At 65.2% G+C, this 20,248-nt stretch carries 19 protein-coding genes and 1 tRNA gene; 19 read left to right on the top strand and 1 reads right to left on the bottom strand.

Features of this window, described 5'->3' with window-relative positions; translation table 11 throughout:
• The first annotated feature begins 308 nt into the window (after positions 1–308).
• The 18 genes from I6F12_RS10540 to I6F12_RS10455 all read left to right on the top strand — a co-directional run bounded on the left by I6F12_RS10540 (position 309) and on the right by I6F12_RS10455 (position 17,879).
• The gene (locus tag I6F12_RS10540; RefSeq protein ID WP_225156128.1) at positions 309–1,124 is read left to right on the top strand and encodes a sugar phosphate isomerase/epimerase family protein; all 816 of its coding nucleotides are present in this window, start codon (positions 309–311) and stop codon (positions 1,122–1,124) included.
• 30 nt (positions 1,125–1,154) lie between these two features.
• A complete protein-coding gene (locus I6F12_RS10535) occupies positions 1,155–2,792 on the top strand; it encodes an ABC transporter substrate-binding protein (RefSeq protein ID WP_225156127.1) in 1,638 nt (545 codons plus the stop codon).
• 2 nt (positions 2,793–2,794) lie between these two features.
• Positions 2,795–3,778: an ABC transporter ATP-binding protein gene (locus I6F12_RS10530; protein WP_225156126.1), complete on the top strand. Its 984-nt coding sequence runs from the start codon at positions 2,795–2,797 to the stop codon at positions 3,776–3,778.
• Positions 3,775–4,761: an ABC transporter ATP-binding protein gene (locus tag I6F12_RS10525; RefSeq protein WP_225156125.1), complete on the top strand. Its 987-nt coding sequence runs from the start codon at positions 3,775–3,777 to the stop codon at positions 4,759–4,761. The genes I6F12_RS10530 and I6F12_RS10525 overlap by 4 nt, the downstream gene beginning before the upstream one ends.
• The gene (locus I6F12_RS10520) at positions 4,761–5,690 is read left to right on the top strand and encodes an ABC transporter permease (protein ID WP_192893206.1); all 930 of its coding nucleotides are present in this window, start codon (positions 4,761–4,763) and stop codon (positions 5,688–5,690) included. The genes I6F12_RS10525 and I6F12_RS10520 overlap by 1 nt, the downstream gene beginning before the upstream one ends.
• Positions 5,687–6,550, top strand: coding sequence for an ABC transporter permease (locus I6F12_RS10515; protein ID WP_225150614.1), 864 nt, complete (start codon positions 5,687–5,689; stop codon positions 6,548–6,550). Before I6F12_RS10520 ends, I6F12_RS10515 begins: the two co-directional genes overlap by 4 nt.
• A 288-nt stretch (positions 6,551–6,838) precedes the next feature.
• On the top strand, positions 6,839–8,689 hold the full coding sequence (gene ilvD, locus I6F12_RS10510) for a dihydroxy-acid dehydratase (protein WP_109143722.1): 1,851 nt from the start codon (positions 6,839–6,841) through the stop codon (positions 8,687–8,689).
• A gap of 258 nt (positions 8,690–8,947) precedes the next feature.
• Entirely contained in the window at positions 8,948–9,397 is a 450-nt protein-coding gene (locus I6F12_RS10505; protein ID WP_225112899.1) for a hypothetical protein, read from the top strand.
• Between the two features lie 316 nt (positions 9,398–9,713).
• Positions 9,714–10,037 carry a hypothetical protein gene (locus I6F12_RS10500; protein WP_036028057.1) on the top strand — a complete coding sequence of 108 codons (324 nt, stop codon included), beginning with the start codon at positions 9,714–9,716 and terminating at the stop codon, positions 10,035–10,037.
• A gap of 122 nt (positions 10,038–10,159) precedes the next feature.
• Positions 10,160–10,504 carry a hypothetical protein gene (locus I6F12_RS10495; protein ID WP_036012306.1) on the top strand — a complete coding sequence of 115 codons (345 nt, stop codon included), beginning with the start codon at positions 10,160–10,162 and terminating at the stop codon, positions 10,502–10,504.
• A 119-nt stretch (positions 10,505–10,623) separates the two neighbouring features.
• A tRNA-Ser gene (locus I6F12_RS10490) sits at positions 10,624–10,713 on the top strand.
• A 790-nt stretch (positions 10,714–11,503) separates the two neighbouring features.
• A complete protein-coding gene (locus tag I6F12_RS10485) occupies positions 11,504–11,800 on the top strand; it encodes a hypothetical protein (RefSeq protein WP_035999192.1) in 297 nt (98 codons plus the stop codon).
• A 6-nt stretch (positions 11,801–11,806) separates the two neighbouring features.
• Positions 11,807–14,026: a VTT domain-containing protein gene (locus I6F12_RS10480; RefSeq protein ID WP_225156124.1), complete on the top strand. Its 2,220-nt coding sequence runs from the start codon at positions 11,807–11,809 to the stop codon at positions 14,024–14,026.
• A complete protein-coding gene (locus I6F12_RS10475) occupies positions 14,026–14,700 on the top strand; it encodes an endonuclease/exonuclease/phosphatase family protein (RefSeq protein ID WP_225156123.1) in 675 nt (224 codons plus the stop codon). The genes I6F12_RS10480 and I6F12_RS10475 overlap by 1 nt, the downstream gene beginning before the upstream one ends.
• Positions 14,701–14,870: 170 nt before the next feature.
• Entirely contained in the window at positions 14,871–15,062 is a 192-nt protein-coding gene (locus I6F12_RS10470) for a hypothetical protein (protein ID WP_035999201.1), read from the top strand.
• A 224-nt stretch (positions 15,063–15,286) separates the two neighbouring features.
• Positions 15,287–15,607 (top strand): DUF1476 domain-containing protein, encoded by a 321-nt coding sequence (locus I6F12_RS10465; RefSeq protein ID WP_225142005.1) that lies wholly within the window; start codon positions 15,287–15,289, stop codon positions 15,605–15,607.
• A 105-nt stretch (positions 15,608–15,712) separates the two neighbouring features.
• The gene (locus I6F12_RS10460) at positions 15,713–16,003 is read left to right on the top strand and encodes a hypothetical protein (RefSeq protein ID WP_035999207.1); all 291 of its coding nucleotides are present in this window, start codon (positions 15,713–15,715) and stop codon (positions 16,001–16,003) included.
• A 949-nt stretch (positions 16,004–16,952) separates the two neighbouring features.
• Positions 16,953–17,879 carry a septal ring lytic transglycosylase RlpA family protein gene (locus I6F12_RS10455; protein WP_225156122.1) on the top strand — a complete coding sequence of 309 codons (927 nt, stop codon included), beginning with the start codon at positions 16,953–16,955 and terminating at the stop codon, positions 17,877–17,879.
• Here the strand turns inward: I6F12_RS10455 and I6F12_RS10450 are convergent.
• A complete protein-coding gene (locus I6F12_RS10450; protein WP_225156121.1) occupies positions 17,873–18,829 on the bottom strand; it encodes an alpha/beta hydrolase in 957 nt (318 codons plus the stop codon). The genes I6F12_RS10455 and I6F12_RS10450 overlap by 7 nt on opposite strands.
• 154 nt (positions 18,830–18,983) lie before the next feature.
• Between I6F12_RS10450 and I6F12_RS10445 the strand changes: the two genes are divergently transcribed.
• Positions 18,984–20,246 (top strand): D-alanyl-D-alanine carboxypeptidase family protein, encoded by a 1,263-nt coding sequence (locus tag I6F12_RS10445; protein ID WP_225112894.1) that lies wholly within the window; start codon positions 18,984–18,986, stop codon positions 20,244–20,246.
• The last annotated feature ends 2 nt before the right edge of the window (positions 20,247–20,248 follow it).

The raw sequence follows: 20,248 nt of genomic DNA, 5'->3' as shown, positions 1-20,248 counted from the left end.
GCCCCATGTGGTCCCCCAACCCCATGTAGCGCGATCAGAGGGTGATGCCCGTGGAAGTGGCCGCCGATCGATGTCCCGCGATGTACGCGAAGCACGGCTAGGATTCCATTCCGGATCACTACGGACACGATAGCGCTTGCCATGTGCCCATTCGGCATCGCTCGTCGCGATCGCTGCTGCTTGAACCGCTGCACGCGCGGGCAGGATGTCCACATCTCGTCCACGCTGCGGAAGACGCATTTCACCGGCTTGTCATTGAACTGGTCTAGCGCTGCTCCCCGTCATCGCTGACGACGAAGGAGCATGCCATGTCGAAGCCGGTGCTGGGCGCCGCATTGTCCATCAAATCGATCCCCGCGCATCGTGACTGGCTTCTCGAAAAGCAGCGCGATCTGGAAATCCAGGACTTCTTCCGCGCCGATCTGCTCGATAGCGACTGGCGCGCAACTGCCGGCGAGATCAAGCAGATGCTCACCGGTCACACCGGCCGGCTCGGCATCCATGGTCCGTTCTGGGGCTTCAAGATCGACAGCCACGATCCGATGATCCGCCAGGCCGTAACGAAGCGCCTGCTGCAGGGCCTCGAGGCCGCCGAGTTCCTCGGTGCGACGCAGATGGTGATCCACTCGCCGTTCACGACCTGGGACCACAACAATCTCGATCTCTATCCCGACAACCGCGCCAATATCGTCGAGCGAGTCAAGGCGACGCTCGCCGAGGTGATTGCGCGTGCCGAGACGATCGGCTGCGAGATCGTCATCGAGAACATCGAGGACAAGGATCCACGCGACCGCGTGCGCCTCGCCAAGGCGTTGGAAAGCAGCAAGGTCCGCGTCTCGCTCGACACCGGGCACGCCAATTATGCGCACATCTCCACCGGCGCGCCGCCGGTCGACTATTACGTCGAGACCGCCGGCGACATGCTGACGCATGTGCACCTGCAGGACACCGACGGCTTTGCCGACCGGCACTGGGCGCCGGGCGAGGGCAACATTCCCTGGGTCGCCGTATTCCGCACGCTAAGACGGCTGACGTCGAATCCGCGGCTGATCCTCGAACTCCGCAACCACGACGATGTCCGCAAGGGCGCGGCGCATCTCGCCGCGCTCGGTCTCGCCGAATAACCGACATCACACAGGGCAGGGGTTATCCTCATGAGCAAGCTCACCCGTCGCACCATCCTGAAATCCGGCGGCGCCGCCGCAAGCACCTTGCTGCTGCCGCGTTTTGCCATCGCGCAAGCCGACAACCGTCCGTCGGTGACGGTCGCCGTGCAGAAGGTCACGAATGCGAACGTGCTCGACGTGCTGCGTGAGCAGTCCAATGTCGGCGAGCGCGTGTTCTTCTCCTCGATCTGGGAAGGCCTGATCTCCAAGAACTGGCGCGGCAAGCTCGAAGCTGTGCCGGGCCTTGCCACCGAATGGCGCCGCATCGACGACCAGACCGTCGAGGTGAAGCTGCGCCAGGGCGTCAAGTTCCACAATGGCGACGAGCTAACGGCGGAAGACGTCGTCTTCACCTTCAGCCGCGAGCGCATGTTCGGCGAGACCGAGGCCAAAAACCGCTCCACCATCAAGGCGTTCGAGAAGATCCCGACGCCGCGCCCGGGCAAGGAGCTGCCGCCGGACGTCCCCGCGGTCGCCCGCCGCATCTGGCCGGACCTGGTGCGCGTCGATGCCGTCGACAAGTACACGGTGCGCTTCTACAACGCGACGCCCGACGTCACGATCGAAGGCCGGCTGTCGCGCTACGGCTCCGACATCATGAACCGCCGCGCCTGGGAAGAGGCGGCGAGCTATCTCGACTGGGCCCGCAAGCCGGTGACGACCGGCCCCTACAGGGTCGTCGAGCTCAAGCCGGACGTCTCGCTGACGCTGGAAGCCCACGACGAATATTGGGGCGGCCGGCCGCCGCTCAAGCGCATCCGCTTCCTCGAAGTGCCTGAGGTCGCGAGCCGCCTCAACGGACTGCTCTCGGGCGAATACCAGTTCGCCTGCGACATCCCGCCGGACCAGATTGCCGGCATCGAGAAGAATTCCGCCTTCGAAGTGCAGGGCGGCACGATTCAGAATCATCGCCTTACCGTGTTCGACAAGAACCACGCCGTGCTCGCCAATCCGCTGGTGCGGCGCGCCTTCACTCACGCGATCGATCGCCAGGCGATCGTCGACAGCCTGTGGGCCGGCCGCACCCGTGTGCCGAAGGGTCTGCAATGGGAATTCTACGGCGACATGTTCAACGCCGACTGGAACGTGCCGGCCTATGATCCGAAGCTGGCGCAGGATCTGCTCAAGCAGGCCAATTATAAGGGCGACCCGATCCCGTACCGCCTGCTCAACAACTACTACACCAACCAGGTCGCGACCGCGCAGATCCTGGTCGAGATGTGGAAATCGGTCGGGCTCAACGTGCAGATCGAGACCAAGGAGAACTGGTCGCAGATCATGGAGCGCGGGCCGGCACGCGCCGTGCGCGACTGGTCGAACTCGGCCGCCTTCAACGATCCGGTGTCGTCGCTGGTCGCCCAGCACGGCCCCAACGGCCAGCAGCAGCAGATCGGCGAATGGACCAATGCCGAGCTGAACACGCTCTCCGAATTCCTGGAGACCTCGACCGACCGTGCCGCGCGCAAGAAGGCGTTCCGCCGCATGCTGGAGATCGCCGAGCGTGAAGATCCCGCCTACACGGTGCTGCACCAGAACGCGACCTTCACGGCCAAGCCGAAATCGATCAAGTGGAAGGCAGCGCCCGCCTTCGCGATGGATTTCCGCGCCGGCAATTTCGAGGTCTAAAGGTGAAGCCGCTGGTCAGCATCGAGGACTTGCGCGTCGCCTTCAATGGCGTGCCGGTCCTGCGCGGCGTCGACATTGCCTTGCAGAAGGGCGAGGCCATCGGCCTCGTCGGCGAGTCCGGCTCCGGCAAATCGGTGACGTGGCTCGCCGCGCTCGGCCTGTTGCCGCGCCATGCGCAAGTCTCTGGCTCGGTGCGGCTCGACGGGCGCCAGATTCTCGGCGCACCGGCCGCCGAGCTCGATCAGGTCAGGGGCGGGCGTATCGCCATGATCTTCCAGGATCCGGCGAGCGCGCTCAACCCGGTGCTGACCATCCGCAGGCAGCTTTGCGAAGCGCTGGCGCTGCATCGCGATCTCCAAGGCAACGCCGTGAAGGCGGAGGCGCGGCGGCTGCTCGATCTCGTCGGCATTCCCGACGCTGGCCGCCGGCTCGAGGCCTATCCGCACGAATTCTCCGGCGGCCAGGTCCAGCGCATCATGATCGCGATGGCGCTGGCCGGCAATCCCGATCTCCTCATCGCGGACGAGCCGACCACGGCGCTCGATGCCACCATCCAGGCGCAGATCCTGGAGCTGCTTTCAACTGTCCGCCGCGAGCTCGGCATGGCCATGGTGCTGATCAGCCACGACCTCGGCGTCGTCGCGGAGAATTGCGACCGCGTCGCGGTGATGTATGCCGGCTGCATCGTCGAGCAGGCCCCGAGCAACCAGCTGTTCGCCGATCCCGTGCATCCCTACGCGCAAGGATTGATCGGCGCGCTGCCGCCGCTCGATGGTCCGCGGCGGCGCCTCACCGCTATCCCCGGCACGGTGCCTGATCCCGCGCACATGCCCGGCGGCTGCGCCTTCGCGCCGCGCTGCGCGCTTGTCGCGGAAGCATGCGGCCTTGCGGCGCCGCCCCTCGCGCCGATCGCCGATGATCGCAGCGTAGCCTGCGTCCGTGCCGAGACCTCGCGCCGCGCGCTGCTCGGGATTGCCGCCGAATGAGTCCGCCGCTCGTCGAGGTCTCCGCGATCTCGCGCACCTATGCGATGCGGTCCGGAATGTTCGGGCGAGCTGCGGCCGTGCATGCCGTCGACGGCGTGTCGCTGACGATTCCAAGGGGCCAGACGCTCGGTCTCGTCGGCGAATCCGGTTCGGGCAAATCCACCACGGGCCGCATCGTGCTCGGCCTCGAGCCGCCTGACAGCGGCGCGGTGCGGTTCGACGGCAAGCCGATGGCCGCGCTTGGGACAACGGCGTGGCGTGCGCAGCGCGCGCGGATGCAGATGATCTTCCAGGATCCGCTCGGTGCACTCGACCGGCGGCTGCCGGTCGCCACGCAGATTCGCGAGCCGCTCGACATTCACGGCCTCGGCACGCCTGCGATGCGCGACGAGCGCGTCCGCGAGCTCTTGCGCGCCGTCGAACTGACGCCGGCGCATGGTGCGCGCTATCCCGGCGCGCTCTCCGGCGGGCAGCGTCAGCGCATCGTGCTGGCGCGGGCGCTGGCCACGAAACCGGATTTCCTGGTCTGCGACGAGCCGGTCAGCGCGCTCGACGTCTCGATCCAGGCGCAGGTGGTGAACCTGCTTTGCGATCTCCAGGCGCAGCTGTCGCTGACGCTGCTCTTCATCAGCCACGATTTGCGCGTCGTCAGGCAGATCAGCAACGTCGTCGCCGTGATGTATCTCGGCCGCATCGTCGAGATCGGCAGCGCGGACGATCTGTTCGCGCGGCCCGAGCATCCTTACACCCAGGCGCTGGTCTCGGCCTCGCCCGCGCCGGGCCGCCGCAGTGCGGGCCGGATCGTGCTGTCGGGCGATCCGCCGAATCCGGCCGCGCGCCCCACGGGCTGCGCCTTCCATCCGCGCTGTCCGCGCGCCATCGCGCGCTGCGCGAGCGAGGTGCCGGCGCTGTCCGCCGTCGGCGGCGACCGGCAGGTCGCCTGCCATCTCGTCACCGGCGCTGCGACACGGGACGCCGCCTGATGGGACGTTATTTCGCTATTCGGATCGGACGCGCCGCGCTCACGATCGTGCTCGTCGTGACCTTCGCCTTCATCGTGTTGCGGCTGTCAGGCGATCCCGCACTGATGATCCTGGGGCCGGAAGCGCCGCCGGAGGTGCTCGCGGCATTCCGCAAGGCGTGGGGCCTCGATGATCCCATTTGGGCCCAATATTTCGATTATTTCGGCGCCATCGCCAAGGGCGAGCTCGGCCGCTCCATGCGCGACGGCCGGCCCGCGATCGAGCTGGTGCTGGAACGCATCCCGGCGACGCTGGCGCTGACGCTGCCGGCGTTCTTCTTCAAGGTCGCGCTCGGCGTGCCCGCCGGCATCTACGCCGCGCTGCATCGCGGCTCGGGCATCGACCGCGCCGTGATGATGACGGCGGTCGCCGGCTTTACCGTGCCGAGCTTCGTGCTCGCGCTGCTGCTGGTGCTCGTCTTCGCCGTGCAGCTCGGCTGGCTCCCTTCGGGCGGGCAGGACAGCTGGCGCCACGCCATCCTGCCGATCGCAACGCTCAGTCTCGGCGGCGCGGCGGTGCTGGCGCGCTTCACCCGCAGCGCCATGCTGGAGGTGCTGGGCCAGCCCTATATCCGAACCGCATCCGCAAAAGGCGTGCCGTGGCGCAAGGTGGTGACCTCGCATGCACTGCCGAATGCAGCGATCCCGACCGTCACCATCCTCGGCTTCATGGTGGGCACGCTGATCGCAGGCGCAGTCGTGGTCGAGAGCGTGTTCGCCTGGCCGGGAGTAGGGCGGCTTCTCGTCGTCGCGGTTGCCAACCGCGATCTCGCCGTCGTGCAATGCATCCTGCTGCTGGTTGCGATGACCATGGTGACGTCCAATCTGATCGTCGACTTCCTTTACGGCTTCCTCGACCCGCGCCTGCGCAGCAAGGGAGCCCATGCATGACCGACGCGACCCTGAAGGATAGCAAGGCGTTTTCACGCCGCTTCAGCCTGCCGGCCATTCCGGTCTCGGTCGCGCTGGCGATCACCTGGATCGTCGCGATGCTGCTGATCGCGGCCTTTGCGGAGAAGATCGCGCCTTACGGCTTCACGCAGCTCGACCTGCGCAACCGGCTTGCTGCGCCCGGCAATGCCGCGCACTGGCTTGGCACCGACGAGCTTGGCCGGGACGTGCTGTCGCGGCTGCTCGTCTCGATCCGCATCTCGCTCCTGATCGCGTTCGGCGCGACCGCAATCTCGGCCGTGGTCGGGACCACCCTCGGCTTCCTCGCCGCGCATTTTCGTGGGTTCGTCGAGCAACTCGTGCTGATGCTGACCGACTTCCAGGCCAGCATGCCCTTCCTGATCATGGCGCTGGCCGTGCTGGCCTTCTTCGGCAACTCGTTGCCGCTCTTGGTCGGGCTGATGGGCCTGTTCGGCTGGGAGCGCTACGCCCGCATCGCGCGGGGCCTTGCCATATCCGCCAATGCGCAGGGCTACGCCGCTGCCGTCCGCCAGCTAGGGGCGACGCCGTCGCGGATCTACCTCCGGCACATCCTGCCCAACATCGCCTCGACCTTGATCGTCTCGACCACGCTCGTGTTCCCCGAGGTGATCCTGATGGAGTCAGGCCTGTCCTTCCTCGGCCTCGGCGTGCAGCCGCCGATGACCAGCCTCGGCAACATGGTCGGCTACGGCCGGGAATATCTGACCCGGGCCCCCTGGATCATGCTGGCGCCGGCGACGACCATCGTGGTCACCACCCTGGCGGTCTCTGTGATCGGCGACTGGCTGCGCGACCGGCTCGATCCGACGCTGCAATAGGGGCTCCGACGCCCCCCGCCGTCATTCCGGGGCGCGCCGAAAGGCGCGAACCCGGAATCCATTGTCCTGCGGGTGCTGCCGCCCGATGGATTCCGGGTTCGATGCTGCGCATCGCCCCGGAATGACAGAGAGTGAGCGACGAGCCCCCCGCGCCGGGAGCAGGGGAGCCCTGTCCAACCCAAGTTCCCGTTGCGCCCGCCGGGTCCGTGCGCTATCCGGCCGGAAAGGCCTGAGGTGGCTCCACATTTTCCCGCCCCGGCCGACGCAAACCCGAGGACGGAAACCGCCATGCCAGCCTATCGCTCCCGCACCACCACCCACGGCCGCAACATGGCGGGCGCCCGCGGCCTCTGGCGCGCGACGGGCATGAAGGACGCCGATTTCGGCAAGCCGATCATCGCGGTGGTCAACTCCTTCACCCAATTCGTGCCCGGCCACGTGCATCTGAAGGACCTCGGCCAGCTCGTGGCGCGCGAGATCGAGCAGGCCGGCGGCGTGGCGAAAGAGTTCAACACCATCGCGGTCGATGACGGCATCGCCATGGGCCATGACGGCATGCTCTACAGCCTGCCGTCGCGCGAGCTGATCGCCGACAGCGTCGAGTACATGGCCAACGCGCATTGCGCCGACGGCCTCGTCTGCATCTCCAATTGCGACAAGATCACGCCCGGCATGCTGATGGCCGCGCTCAGGCTCAACATCCCCGCCGTGTTCGTCTCGGGCGGGCCGATGGAGGCCGGCAAGGTCAAGCTGGCCGGCAAGACCAAGGCGGTCGACCTCATCGACGCCATGGTGGCCGCCGCCGATAGCAAGGTCAGCGACGAGGACGTCAAGGTGATCGAGCGCTCGGCGTGCCCGACCTGCGGCTCCTGCTCGGGCATGTTCACCGCCAATTCCATGAACTGCCTCACCGAGGCGCTCGGCCTCGCGCTGCCCGGCAACGGCTCGGTGGTCGCAACCCATGCCGACCGCAAGCGCCTGTTCGTCGAGGCCGGCCACACCATCGTCGATCTGGTCCGCCGTTATTACGAGCAGGACGATGCCTCCGTGCTGCCGCGCAACATCGCGAATTTCAAGGCGTTCGAAAACGCGATGACGCTCGATATCGCGATGGGCGGCTCGACCAACACCGTGCTGCATCTCTTGGCTGCCGCCCATGAGGGGCAGGTCGCCTTCACCATGAAGGACATCGACCGTCTGTCGCGCCGCGTGCCCGTGCTCTGCAAGGTCGCGCCTTCCGTCGCCGACGTGCATGTCGAGGACGTGCACCGTGCCGGCGGCATCATGGGCATCCTCGGCGAGCTCGACCGCGCCGGGCTGATCGACACCTCTGTTACGACCGTGCACGCGCCGACCATGAACGAGGCGCTGGAGCGCTGGGACATCAAGCGCACCAAGAGTGAGACGGTCCGGACCTTCTATCGCGCTTCGCCCGGCGGCATCCCCACGCAAGTCGCCTTCAGCCAGGAGCGCCGCTACGACGAGCTCGACGCCGACCGCGAGAAGGGCGTCGTGCGCGATCTCGCGCACGCCTTCAGCAAGGACGGCGGTCTCGCCGTGCTCTACGGCAATCTCGCGCAGGACGGCTGCATCGTGAAGACCGCCGGCGTCGATGCCTCGATCCTGAAATTCTCCGGCCCAGCGCGCGTGTTCGAAAGCCAGGACGCGGCGGTCGAAGGCATCCTGGGCGGCAAGGTCGTCGCCGGCGAGGTCGTGGTCATCATCTATGAAGGCCCTCGCGGCGGCCCCGGCATGCAGGAGATGCTGTATCCGACCAGCTATCTGAAATCGATGGGCCTCGGCAAAGCCTGTGCGCTCGTCACCGACGGCCGCTTCTCCGGCGGCTCCTCCGGCCTGTCGATCGGCCATCTGTCGCCGGAGGCCGCCGAAGGCGGCAATATCGGTCTGGTGCGGACGGGCGACATCATCGCCATCGACATCCCGAACCGCAGCATCAGCCTCGAGGTCTCCGACGAGGAGCTCGCCAAGCGCCGCGCCGCGGAGGAGGCGAAGGGCGATGCCGCCTGGCAGGCGCAAGGCCGCAAGCGCAACGTCTCGACCGCGCTGCAGGCTTACGCCGCGCTCACCACCAGTGCCGCGCGCGGTGCGGTGCGCGAGGTCAAGCGGCGTCCGAAGTAGGCGGCATCGGCGCCACTGGCCTGGATCGGCGATCTTCGGAACGCCTCGCGGCTCCGTGCGACCACCCGGATGCGCCGTTGCAGGAAGTAGCCGGAACGGAGATCGGGAAAGAACGGCCCCCGCCTCCCTAGGGCGTGGGGCTGGTTGGGGTGGGAGCGGGAGCCGTTTGCTCAGTGGGCACCCGACGTGCGGGCTCGCCCGCCAGGCATCATCAACTTAGTGCATTGTCCACATTTTCCTATTTAATTTTTATTAATTTTGTTTTTATTTTTATTTAATCGTGCCATCCTAAGAAAAATCGTCGAAATCCATTTTTCCGAATTCAGCCGAGGCGGTCGCCGTATCGAGGTTCGTCCGCAAAGGTTCGGATTGCCAATAGCGGAGTTAGCCATGAGTCATTCTCCATCACTCGTGCCGCAAATCACGACAGACCGGGACGTCTATCTTGTGCTCGATGATTTCGGCCGCCGCCTGGGCCGGGCTTGGTGCGAGACGGCCGAGGAGGACGCCAATCGCGCGACCCTGCTCAGACATCTCGCCGAAGGGCAATATCTCCATCCCGCACGTATCGTGGCCTTCAATACCGCGGAGGGATGGTCGCGCGATGCCACCGCTGAAATCGCCGATGAGCTGCGCCGTCGCTTCGTCGAACTCGAGGAGACCGATCCCTCGCTGTTGGAGTTTCTGGAAAGAGCAGCGAGGCGTTGAAAGCTCGAACATGGAACGAGGATGAACTGCAAATTATGCTCGAACGAGTGCCGCGGCGATGTCCGATCGCGGACTCGCTGTCATGCGCACCCCCGCGCAAAACATCCCGCGCGTTAATGCGCGTGGTCAATGAGTTCTTACCGCTCCGCCGCGATCGATCGTTCGCATTAAGGATGCCTCGACGAAGTTCGGCAAGGCAAGGTTTTGCGCCGTATACTCCCGCGACCTTCGCAGATCCGTTTCGGGCAACTGGGGCACCACCGCAATGTCTCGTACTCTCGCTGTCGTTTTCTCAACGGCCGTCGCCGCCATTTCCATGACGGGCGCGGCCTCCGCCGGCTGCTACAATTGCTACACGCCGCCGCCGTGCACGACCTGCTACCAGCAACAATATGTGCCGCCGCAATACCGCACCGTCGACGAGACCGTGATGGTCTCGCCCGGCTCCGTGGTCGCGCACCGCACGCCGGCGCAGTACCGCACCGTGATGGTGCCGCAGACCGTGATGGTCGCGCCGCCCAGCGTCCAGTACGAGCGCATCCCGCCGCAATACGCCACCCGGCAGCGCGTCGAGATGGTCTCGCCGGGTTATTCCTATTACGCCCCGGTGCAGATGAACTGCGCGTCCTGCGGCTACTGAGCTAGACGCAAACAACAAAGAATTTCAGGACGGCGCTCTTCGCGGGGCGCCGCGCTTTCTGTTGCGCGACGCAAAGGTGAGGGAGCCTTTGAACCGCAAGGCCCGGAACGACACGAAACGGCATGAGCTCGTTTCTGGACTCCGTCGAGCGACCGCAACTCGGGCTGGTCGCTGCTTTCGCCGTTTCACTGATGTGCGCAGTTGCGGTGGTCTGGTCGGTCGGCTCGACCGATCGCGTTACCTATCTCGGCCCGGACCACGGCCAGGAGCAGACCATCACACAGGTCCGCCTCAAGACGCTCCCACAAGGGAGTTACGTGATCGAACGGGGCGCGATCTACAAGGCAATGCAGGCAGGGTGCCGCTACGACCTGAACTACAGCCCTCAATTCGGGCGCAACGTCAGCGACCGGCAGAGGACCAAGTACATCCGGAGTGCCGTCCTGGTTGATTGCCCGAAGAGCTAGACAGGTTGTGCAGGAAAAGGAACGCGCCGCGCTCCGGCCGGCAAAGGTTTGAGCACTTGCGCCAACTTGGCGTTGCCTTGCGCGGTCGACTACGTTAAGCGACACCCATTCCCGGGACTGGAAGGGTGGCCGAGTGGTTTAAGGCACCGGTCTTGAAAACCGGCGTGCCCGCAAGGGTACCGTGGGTTCGAATCCCACCCCTTCCGCCAGAAATCGCCATAAGTTCCCCTCGTGGGCTGGCACGCTCCTTGCCAATTGGACGTGCCCGACCATGGAGGCGTGCACCGATGGCACAGCGAGTTCGTATCTTAAAGCAATCCAAGTCCGGTTTGACACATATTGCCCGCGAACTGGTGAGATTGCTGGACGCGATCGAGGAGCTCGAGGAGCTGAGAGAAAGGGTCCGGCTCGCCGAAGCCGCTCGCGTGTTGCACTAGCCTGCGCTGGAAAGACTGGGGCGCCTCGGCGCGTCACTCCCAAGGTCTGGATTGGCGGCGCCTCGGTGCCGCTCGGGTCATTTGGCCGAGACCCATTCCTAACACCGCAGCCCGACGGATCTGTTCAATCTTCCTCGCTCAAGTCCGGCCCGCGATGTTGGAGAGACGGATTGCGGCGGTGCCGTAGACCCATGTTGCGTTTGGATCTCCAGTCTTCAAGAGGAGGATCGGGACTGGTTGAAATGCAGTGGAAGGAAGCGTTGCGTGCTAGAGCCACGGACACGCGAAACTGCGCAGGAACGCTACTGACTTAGAGAGATTAGCCCGCAGCAGGCTTCACAGCGGCCAACGCATGTTCTTCTTTTTCTCCAACCGGCTGGGATGTCTCGGCTCGCTGCTGATCTCCGGCCTGGTTACGGTGGCGCTGGTCTTCCTGCTCGGAGTAGTTCGGTTCTGATCTTCGCCGCGCGGATCCAGTCCGTCATCTCCGCCTTCATGCTCCCTCAGGAACTTGGCCTCGGCTCGCCTGTTGTTCGCAGTCTCGAGCACACGGAGAGCAGCCTTGGAAAGCACCATCATTGGAGAATTCGACACGCGCCGCGGAGCCGAGCTTGCGGTTGAGCATGTCGTGCAGGAATGCGGCGTGCCGCGAGGCGACGTCTTCGTCCAGCCCGCCGGCGCCGCGAACACGGTGGGAACACGCGCGGCAGGTCCCGACGTCAAGACAGCGCCCACACCGGAGGGGCGGCAGAAGCTGGAAGGCCTGATCGAGGTTTCCGTCGATTTTCACGGCGATGCCCCTGAGAAAATTGTCGATGTGTTGAGGAGCGCCGGCGCGAAGTTTGTCCGCACCAAATGACGACTTGTGCGACGGGCCCAGAGGGCGCGGGACATTCGGCATTCGCATCGAACCGCAGCCGTTGACCGCCTGGAACCCCTTGAGCCTCCAGCGCGTTTAGACGCAAACGCGAATTGCGAGGTCCACCTGCTTCAGAGCGCATCGACACTCACTCCCGGCGACACCGTCTGGCGGCGGTGCAAGGCGCGGCGCGTGGCGGTACTGAATGATGCCGCCGCCTATTTCGCCGCCCTGCGGGAGGCACTGCTGGAGGCGCAGGATGTCGTCTACATTGTCGGATGGGACATCCATAGCAGGACACGTCTGGTCGGAGCTTCCGGACGTGCCGATGATGGCCTGCCTGACGAGCTTGGTCCCTTCCTACGCGCCCTGGTGCAGCGCCGGCCCGCCTTGCGCATCAACATTCTCGTCTGGGACTTCGTCTCATTCTACGCTTCCGAGAGAGAGTGGAGTTCCGCGGCGAAATTCACTGCCGACACCGATGGCCGCGTCCGGTTTCATCTTGACGCCACGCTTCCGTTTGGTTCGGCGCAACACCAGAAGATCGTCTGTGTCGACGGATCACTGGCGTTCGTCGGCGGCCTCGATCTGACGATCCGGCGTTGGGACACGAGTGACCACCGCGCCGACAATGCCATGCGCTGCGACCCTCAGCGCAAGCCATATCCACCGTTTCACGACGTTCAGTGCCTGGTCGACGGGGATGCTGCGGAGCAGCTGTTCGCCCTCGCGGAGCAACGCTGGCGTGCGGCAGGCCAACAGTCCGATGAACGGCGCGCGCCGAGGAACGGTCGCTGGCCGGCAAGCGTGCCTGTCGAGGCCGAGCACTTGCCGGTCGGGATCGCCAGGACCGAGGTGGTCTGTCCTGCAGGCTCGACCATCAAGGAGGTCGAACGCTCCTTCATTGCGGCGATCCGGTCGGCAACGAGCTTCGTGTACATCGAAAATCAATTCACCAGCGCGACCAGGATGGCGCACGAATTGGCGGAGCAGATGTGTCGCGTGCCATCGCTTCGGGTTCTGATCGTCGCTCCGAAACTGCATTCCTCGTGGCTTGAGTCCCAGGCCATGCAGAACGGCCGTGGCGCCTTCATCGACTGCTTCAGCGCGGCTGGCGTGGCCGATCGCATCCGCTTCGTCTATCCGATCTCCCGCAGCGGCAATAAGGAAGCCGCGGTGATGGTGCACAGCAAGCTCATGATCGTCGATGACAGGATCTTGCGGATCGGCTCGGCCAATCTGAACAATCGTTCCATGGGCGCCGACAGCGAATGCGACCTCATCTTTGAAGCTGAATCCGAGCAGCATCGGGATTTCATCGCCTCGGTCCGCCGTCGGCTCATCGCTCATTTCTGCGGTCTCGACGAGCAGGCCGTCACGCAAAACGAGCATCGGCTGTTCGCCCTGCTGGACCAGGTGTCGAAAAAGGGTGGGGCGAAGACGCTGCGAAAAGTGGAGTCCTCGGTTCTGACCAGCACGCTGGCCACCCTGGTTCAGCCGGTGGCGGACCCTGAGCTGCCTCTTCATCTCGAGCGGGCGGCATCGCGCATGTGGAGCACGAAGACGATCATCGGGATCGCCTCGATCGCGCTGGCGCTTCTTGGACTGACGCTGGCGTGGTCGTACACGTCCCTCAGCGATTACGCCGATGCGGGCCGGATCTCGTCGTTCCTGTCTGCCTATTCGCAGTCCGTTTGGGGACCGCCATTCGCAATTGCGGCCTTCGTCGTCGGCGGGCTGGTCATCTTTCCGGTTCTCGTGCTGATTGCTGCGACTGCCGCCGCCCTGGGGCCCTGGCTGGGTTTCGTCACCGCAATGGCGGGCGTCTCGCTCAGCGCACTCCTCCTTTTTGCGATCGGACGGTTCCTGGGCCGAGAGCGCCTTCAGCGCTTGCTGGGACGCCGTGCCGCGCGCATCCAGGAACGCGTTGTCGGCAAGGGAATCCTGGCCGTTGTCGTCATCCGGATGATTCCGATCGCACCATTCTCGCTGGTGAACGTCGCGGCTGGCGCGAGCACGCTGCCGCTCCGTGATTTCCTGGTTGGAACGCTGCTGGGCATGATGCCCGGCATTCTCGCCATGGCCGTTCTGGGAGCGCAGATCGCCGATCTGGCCAGGAATGCGTCCTGGAGCAGCGTATTGCTGCTCACGCTGGCATTTCTGGGCTGGCTCGGCGTCTGTGCGGGCGCTCAATTCCTCGCGACGTGGCTCGCCGGGAGGCGCTGATGGCGCCGATGCGCTTCATGACGTGGAACGTGCACGGCACGTTCAATCTCAATCCGACGTTCGATCTGGAAGGTGTTTGCTCCATCATTCGCAAATGGTCGCCGGATGTCGTCGCGCTCCAGGAGGTGGATTCCCGATCGCGGTCGGACGATCCGTTCGCGAAGCTGGCGCGCGTCGTCGGCGATCATCGCGTTCATGCCAAGTCGATCGTCACGGAGGACGGTGACTACGGCCAGATGCTCATGAGCCGCTTTCCGTTCTCCAGCGTGCCCGAGATCGTAGACGTGTCGTATCGAGAGCGGGAGCCGCGCAGGGCGATCGCGACGGGATTGCTGACGCCTTTCGGCGACGTCCGCGTGGTCGCCACTCATCTCGGCCTCAGCATCCACGAGCGTTATGCGCAGGCTCAGGCCGTGGTGAGCCTGGTGAAGTCGGAAAGGACCGTCGTCCTCGGCGATTTCAACGATTGGTTTTGGGTGAAATCGGTGCGGCGCGTGCTCGCGCAGGCCTGCCCGAACCGGACGCGGTTGCGGACTTTCCCATCGCGCTTGCCCCTCATGCGGCTCGACCGGATCTACGCAACGCGTGACAGCCGGATCGAGAAAGTCTGGACCGACCATGCGGCGCGCGCCTATTCCGACCATTTGCCCGTGATCGCGGACATCGCGATCTAACGGTTCCAGCGACCGGAGTGCGGATCTCTGGCCCTCATTGAGAAAAGCGTTGTGCTAGAGGAACTTAGCTACTGTGCATGGGGTTGTTTTCAGACAACTTTTATGCCTGCGGCCGACAGTCTCGAAAAGGACCATGCGGAACTTTTTCCTCACGGCCACGTTCATTCAGCATGACTGAAGACCTTTCCTTCCGACGCAAACCCCTGACCCCCGAACAGCGCCATGCCCGCGATGCGGCTCGGCGGATCGAGGCGGAGAAGGCCATGCGCGACCACGAAGCGGCGCAGAAGGCGTTCTATGCCAACAAGGAACGGCTGAAGGCCGAGCGGCTGGCGCGCGAAGCGGCGGCGGCGAAGGGCTGAGCGAACGCGCTTAGCCGCGCAACTACCAAAAAATCGCATCTGCTGGCGGCCTGCATTTGATTGTCGGCCGCCAATGCCGCTTGGGTGTCTGCTTCCCATCGGCAGGCTTGACGGCGCTTCGCTTCCGGGAGGAAGCTTCTGATGATCCAAAAGTGACCTGAACCATGGATACGTTCGCTCCCAGCAAGTGCGATCCTCATCAGCGACGCAGAATGGAGCTGACCATGACCACGTTCGACAAGCGCGAGCGGGGCTTTGAAGCCAAATTCGCCCACGACGAGGAATTGATGTTCAAGGCCACGGCGCGGTCCAACAAGCTGCTCGGGCTTTGGGCCGCAGGCCAGCTCGGGCTCAGTGGCGATGCCGCTGCAGGCTACGCGGCTGCGCTGGTGACGGACCATCTGGAGAGCCGGACGATGGACCATGTGGTCGGCAAGGTGGCGGGCGATCTCGCAGGCAAGGGGATCGCGCGCGAGCAGGTCGCGCAGAGGCTTCAGGACTGTCTGCACGAGGCGCTGGCGCAGCTCGAAGCGGACCGGCAATGACACCCGCTGCCGCGTTCATTCGGCGTGCTTGCCGCCTTCCGCGGGCTGTGCCGTTTCGTGCTACCGTGCCAGCCGCCGGAGACGGCGGCGAGCGGGAGGTGGGGCATGTCAGGGGGCAGCTTTGGCAAATGGTCCGGCGCAATCGCATGCGCCGGCGCCATGCTGGTCGCTGCAGGTGGCGCCGAGGTCTCGGCGACGCCGCTGACGCCGTTTCGATACGAGGCGCAGGCCCAGCGTCATTGCCCGCGCGACAAGGTGGTTTGGCTCGACTTCGGCAAGGGCGTTTATTACCGCAAGGGTCAGAAGCGCTACGGCCAGGGCTTCGACGGCAGCTTCGTCTGCCAGAACGAGGCCCGCGGCGGCTTCTACCGCCGCTCGCTGTTGGGCCTGCGCTGAGCGGCGGGTTTCGGCGGCCGGCGGACGTGCCGGCTATTTCGCTGATGGCAGCCTGACCGGCACATGCGGGGAGGTGCTGATGACCCGGGGGCCTCCATCCGGATAGGTGCGGTTGCCGCGGATCAGGGATTCCAAGACCAGGAAGAACTTCTCGGCAAGCATTTGCGTCACCCTCGTTGGTGATGGCCTCTTGCAATTGGTCGAGGCGCCGAACGCAATAATTCAATCAACTGAATGGGAGCGGGGACGGCCGCGCCTGCTGCGCCGCAATGGAGAGAACCCCGTGTTGGACAGGAGGACGTGCGGTTCAGGCAAACGCCAGCGCGACGAGACTCGAGCAGAGCAGCACCAAGCCGCCGGCGGTCAAGGCCAGGAAGCCATCAGATACGAGGTCATGATTACGCATGGGACACCTGCCGCTCTCGTGTTCGATGCGCGAGTGGATCGACCGTCCGAACGCGCCGCTTTGAAAGAGGTGATGCTTGCCGTCCGCGCGAGTGCCTTCAGGCCCTCGTGCGGTAACCCTCGAACGCATGGGCCAGGAAGATCCCCACGCTTACCAGACCCATCAGTGCCGAAACCGTCTCGATCATCGTTAAATTCCAAATCCCGCCCTCGCATCCGAGAGAACGCGGGCGGCCTTGCACAGTCAAAAGAATTTCGGTGAGCGGCGCGACAATGGGGGTGGAGTGAGGATTTGGCGCAACAGACTGTCCGGCACTGGCACAGTGCGGGGGCCATCGCCCCGTAGAACAACGGAAAAATGCGAACGTCTCGTTTACCATCCCGGCGTGATCGCCATGGGCTCCCCATTTCCGCCGCGTTCGGGTTGCGTTATCGTTACCGCTTCCGAGACGGTGGTGGGCCGCCTCGGATGAGATGACCGGACAGCGCTCCCCGTAGCCAAAGCGGGTTGGGTACGCCTCCGGCGAAGTGGTATTTGGGGCGCATGGGGATCCATCGGTCAGATTCGGTTTTGCGAGCCGCGCGCGGTGTTGCGGCGGTCGCGACCTGCCTTGCGCTCGCCAACTGCGCCTCCTCAAACAAGTTCGCCAGCCGCGTCGACCCGAAATACGGCGTGTCCTCGAGCCCGCGGGTGGTGGCCTTCGGCGATCCGGTCCCGAAGGGTGGCGGCACCTACCGCGTCGGCAAGCCCTATGTCGTGGCGGGCCGGACTTACGTGCCGGAGGAGGACGTCAACTACCGAGCTGAGGGCATGGCCTCCTGGTACGGCGACAGTTTCCACGGCCGCCTGACCGCCAATGGCGAAGTGTTCGACATGACCTCGCTGACCGCGGCGCATCCGACCCTGCCGATGCCGTCTTATGCGCGGGTGACCAACGTCTCGAACGGCAAGTCGCTGATCGTCCGCGTCAATGACCGCGGGCCCTACCACGGCAACCGCCTCATCGACGTCTCCAACAAGGCCGCCGAACTCCTTGAATTCAAAGGGAACGGCGTCGCCAAGGTCCGCGTCGAATATGTCGGCCGGGCGCCGCTCGAAGGCTCCGACGACCGTCAGCTTCTGGCGACCCTGCGGACCGGCGTTCCGGCGCCGTCGCCCTCGATGGTCCGGGTCGCCTCGGCCAAGCCGTTTGTGCCGGAGCTGCCGTCCTCGGCCCGCGGTGCCATTCGCGGCGAGGTCCCGATGCCGGAGGGGCGGCCGTACAATCTCGGCAGCACCTCGGCCGATATGGCTTCGCTCAATGCCACCTCGGAAATGTCAGCCTCGGGCCGCAGCCGGGGCCGGGCGCTCCAGAACGCCCGCGCGGTGTCCTATGGCGAGGACGGCCGCTACGCCGCCGACAGCGCGGCCGCGTCGACCGATGGCGCCGCCGAGGCCCGCAGCATCCTGAGCGGCCGCGGCCTCTACTGAGCTGCGCTCTCCGTCAAGAACGTGACGAGCGCCGCATTCACCTCTTCGGGCCGCTCCTGCTGCACCCAATGGCCGGCGCCCTCGATGATCAGCTTGCGCTTCAGATTGGGCAGCACGCGTTCGAGCTCGTTGACGCGCTTGGCCCCGATCAGGCCGGTGATGACGGCGTCCTTCGAGCCTGCGATGAAGAGGGAAGGCTGGTGAATCTGCGCGTCCTGCCAGGGTGCGGTCAGCTCCCAATTGCGGTCGATGTTGCGATACCAGTTCAGCCCGCCGCGGAAGCCGGACTTGCGGAAGGCCTCGGTGAAATAGGCCAGGTCTGCCTCGCTGAGCCAGCCAGGCAGCGGCTCGTCGGCGCCCGCGTGGCCGAGAAAGCCCTTGCCCTCCTGCACGAACATGGCCGCGGTGGGATCGGCGAGGCCCCGCCCGCCGAGGACGATGCGCATGGTGCGTGCGACGTCACGCTCGAGCTCGGCCTCGGCGACGCCGGGCGTCTGGAAATACTGCCAGTAGAAATTGGTGACGCCGCCCTGGCGCAGCAGGTCGAGCGGCTTGCCGCGGCCCCGGAACGGCGGCGGCACGCTCAGGCCCGCGACCGCCGTGAAGATGTCCGGCCGGAACAGCGCCGCGTGCCAGGCGACCGGTGCACCCCAATCATGGCCGACCACCATCGCCTTGGTCTCGCCGAGGGCCTGGACCAGGCCGACCACGTCGCCGACAGTGTCGAAGATCGAGTAGGCGTTCGCGTCGAGCGGCGCCGCGCTCTGGCCATAGCCGCGCATGTCGGGGGCGACGACGTGAAACCCGGCTTCGGCGAGCGGCAGGATCTGGTGGCGCCAGGAATAGGACAGCTCCGGCCAGCCATGGCACAGCACGACCAGCGGTCCCTGTCCGGCTTCGCGGACGAACAGCTCGACCCCGTTGGACTTGATCATGCGGGTTGAGGGCATTCGCTTTTCCGCCTTGTTTCAGGGGTTTGGTCGAAAAACATGAGGCGTCACGATAGGGGCGCAGCGAGAATCGTGCAATCTCGGCGACAAGCGTCCAACCGCGTGTTGTTCGCATCTGTTCCAGCTGTTAGAACGCCTCTCTCAGGGCTTCGCCATGGCACTTCGTCTTCCTTTGCTTCGTCGCAACCGGCTCACCGCAGGAACGCTGGCGCGCGGGCTGATCGCGACGGTTTTGGCGGCGGCCATCGGCTGGGGCGGGGCGCTCCATGCGGCCAACCAGAGTGTCCAGGGCGGCAAGAAAGCGGAAGATGCCGGCTTCGACGGCGATGCCCCGACCGCGATCCTGATCGAAGCCTCCTCGGGCAGCGTGCTGTTCGAGAAGAACGCCGACGAGCTGCGCGCGCCCTCGAGCATGATGAAGCTGATGACCGCGGAGGTCGTCTTCAATGCCATCAAGAAGGGCGACATCAAGCTGAACGACGAGTATCGGATCAGCGAGAATGCCTGGCGCAGAGGCGGGGCCCCCTCGGGCGGCTCGACCATGTTCGCCGCCATCAACAGCAAGGTCTCGGTCGACGATCTCCTGCGCGGCGCGATCATCCAGAGCGGCAATGACGCCTGCATCGCGCTGGCCGAAGCCATGGCGGGCAATGAGCGGATCTTTGCCGCCGACTTCATGACCAAGCGCGCCCGCGAGCTTGGCATGACCAGGTCGACCTTCGCCAATTCCAGCGGTCTGCCCGATCCCGGCAACAAGATGACGGTGCGCGAGCTCGGCATGCTTGCCCGGCACATCATCCTGGACTTCCCCGAATTCTACAAACTGTTCGGCGAGAAGGAGTTCACCTGGAACAAGATCCGCCAGCAAAACCGCAATCCGCTGCTCAATTCGATGGAAGGCGCTGACGGCCTGAAGACCGGCTACACCAAGGAAGGCGGCTACGGCATGGTCGGCTCCGCCGTGCAGAACGGCACGCGGCTGATCGTCGTCGTCAACGGACTTGACGATCCCGAGGACCGCGCCACGGAAGCCAAGAAGATGCTGGAATGGGGTTTTCGCAATTTCGAGACCCGCACCCTGATCGCAGCCGAGCAGCCCGTCGGCTACGCCAAGGTGTTCGGCGGCGAGAGCCGGTCGGTCAAGCTCATCGCCAAGACCCCTGTGAAGGTGATGGTGCACAAGAACGGCAGCGACAAGCTGATTGCGCGCATCGTCTATAGTGGCCCGGTGCGCGCGCCGATCGAGGCCGGCCAGCGGGTCGGCGTGGTCAGGGTCTGGCGCAGCGGCAACATCGCGGTCGAGACGCCGGTCTATGCCGCGGAGGCGATCGGCACCGGCTCGACCATGCGCCGCGCGATCGACGGCGCCAGCGAGCTCGTGATCGGCATGTTCCGCGCAGGCGCCGAGAAGCTCTGATC

This window comes from Bradyrhizobium sp. IC4059 (assembly GCF_020193615.1).
GTDB lineage: Bacteria > Pseudomonadota > Alphaproteobacteria > Rhizobiales > Xanthobacteraceae > Bradyrhizobium > Bradyrhizobium yuanmingense.
This window is presented reverse-complemented; position numbering and strand designations above follow the sequence as displayed.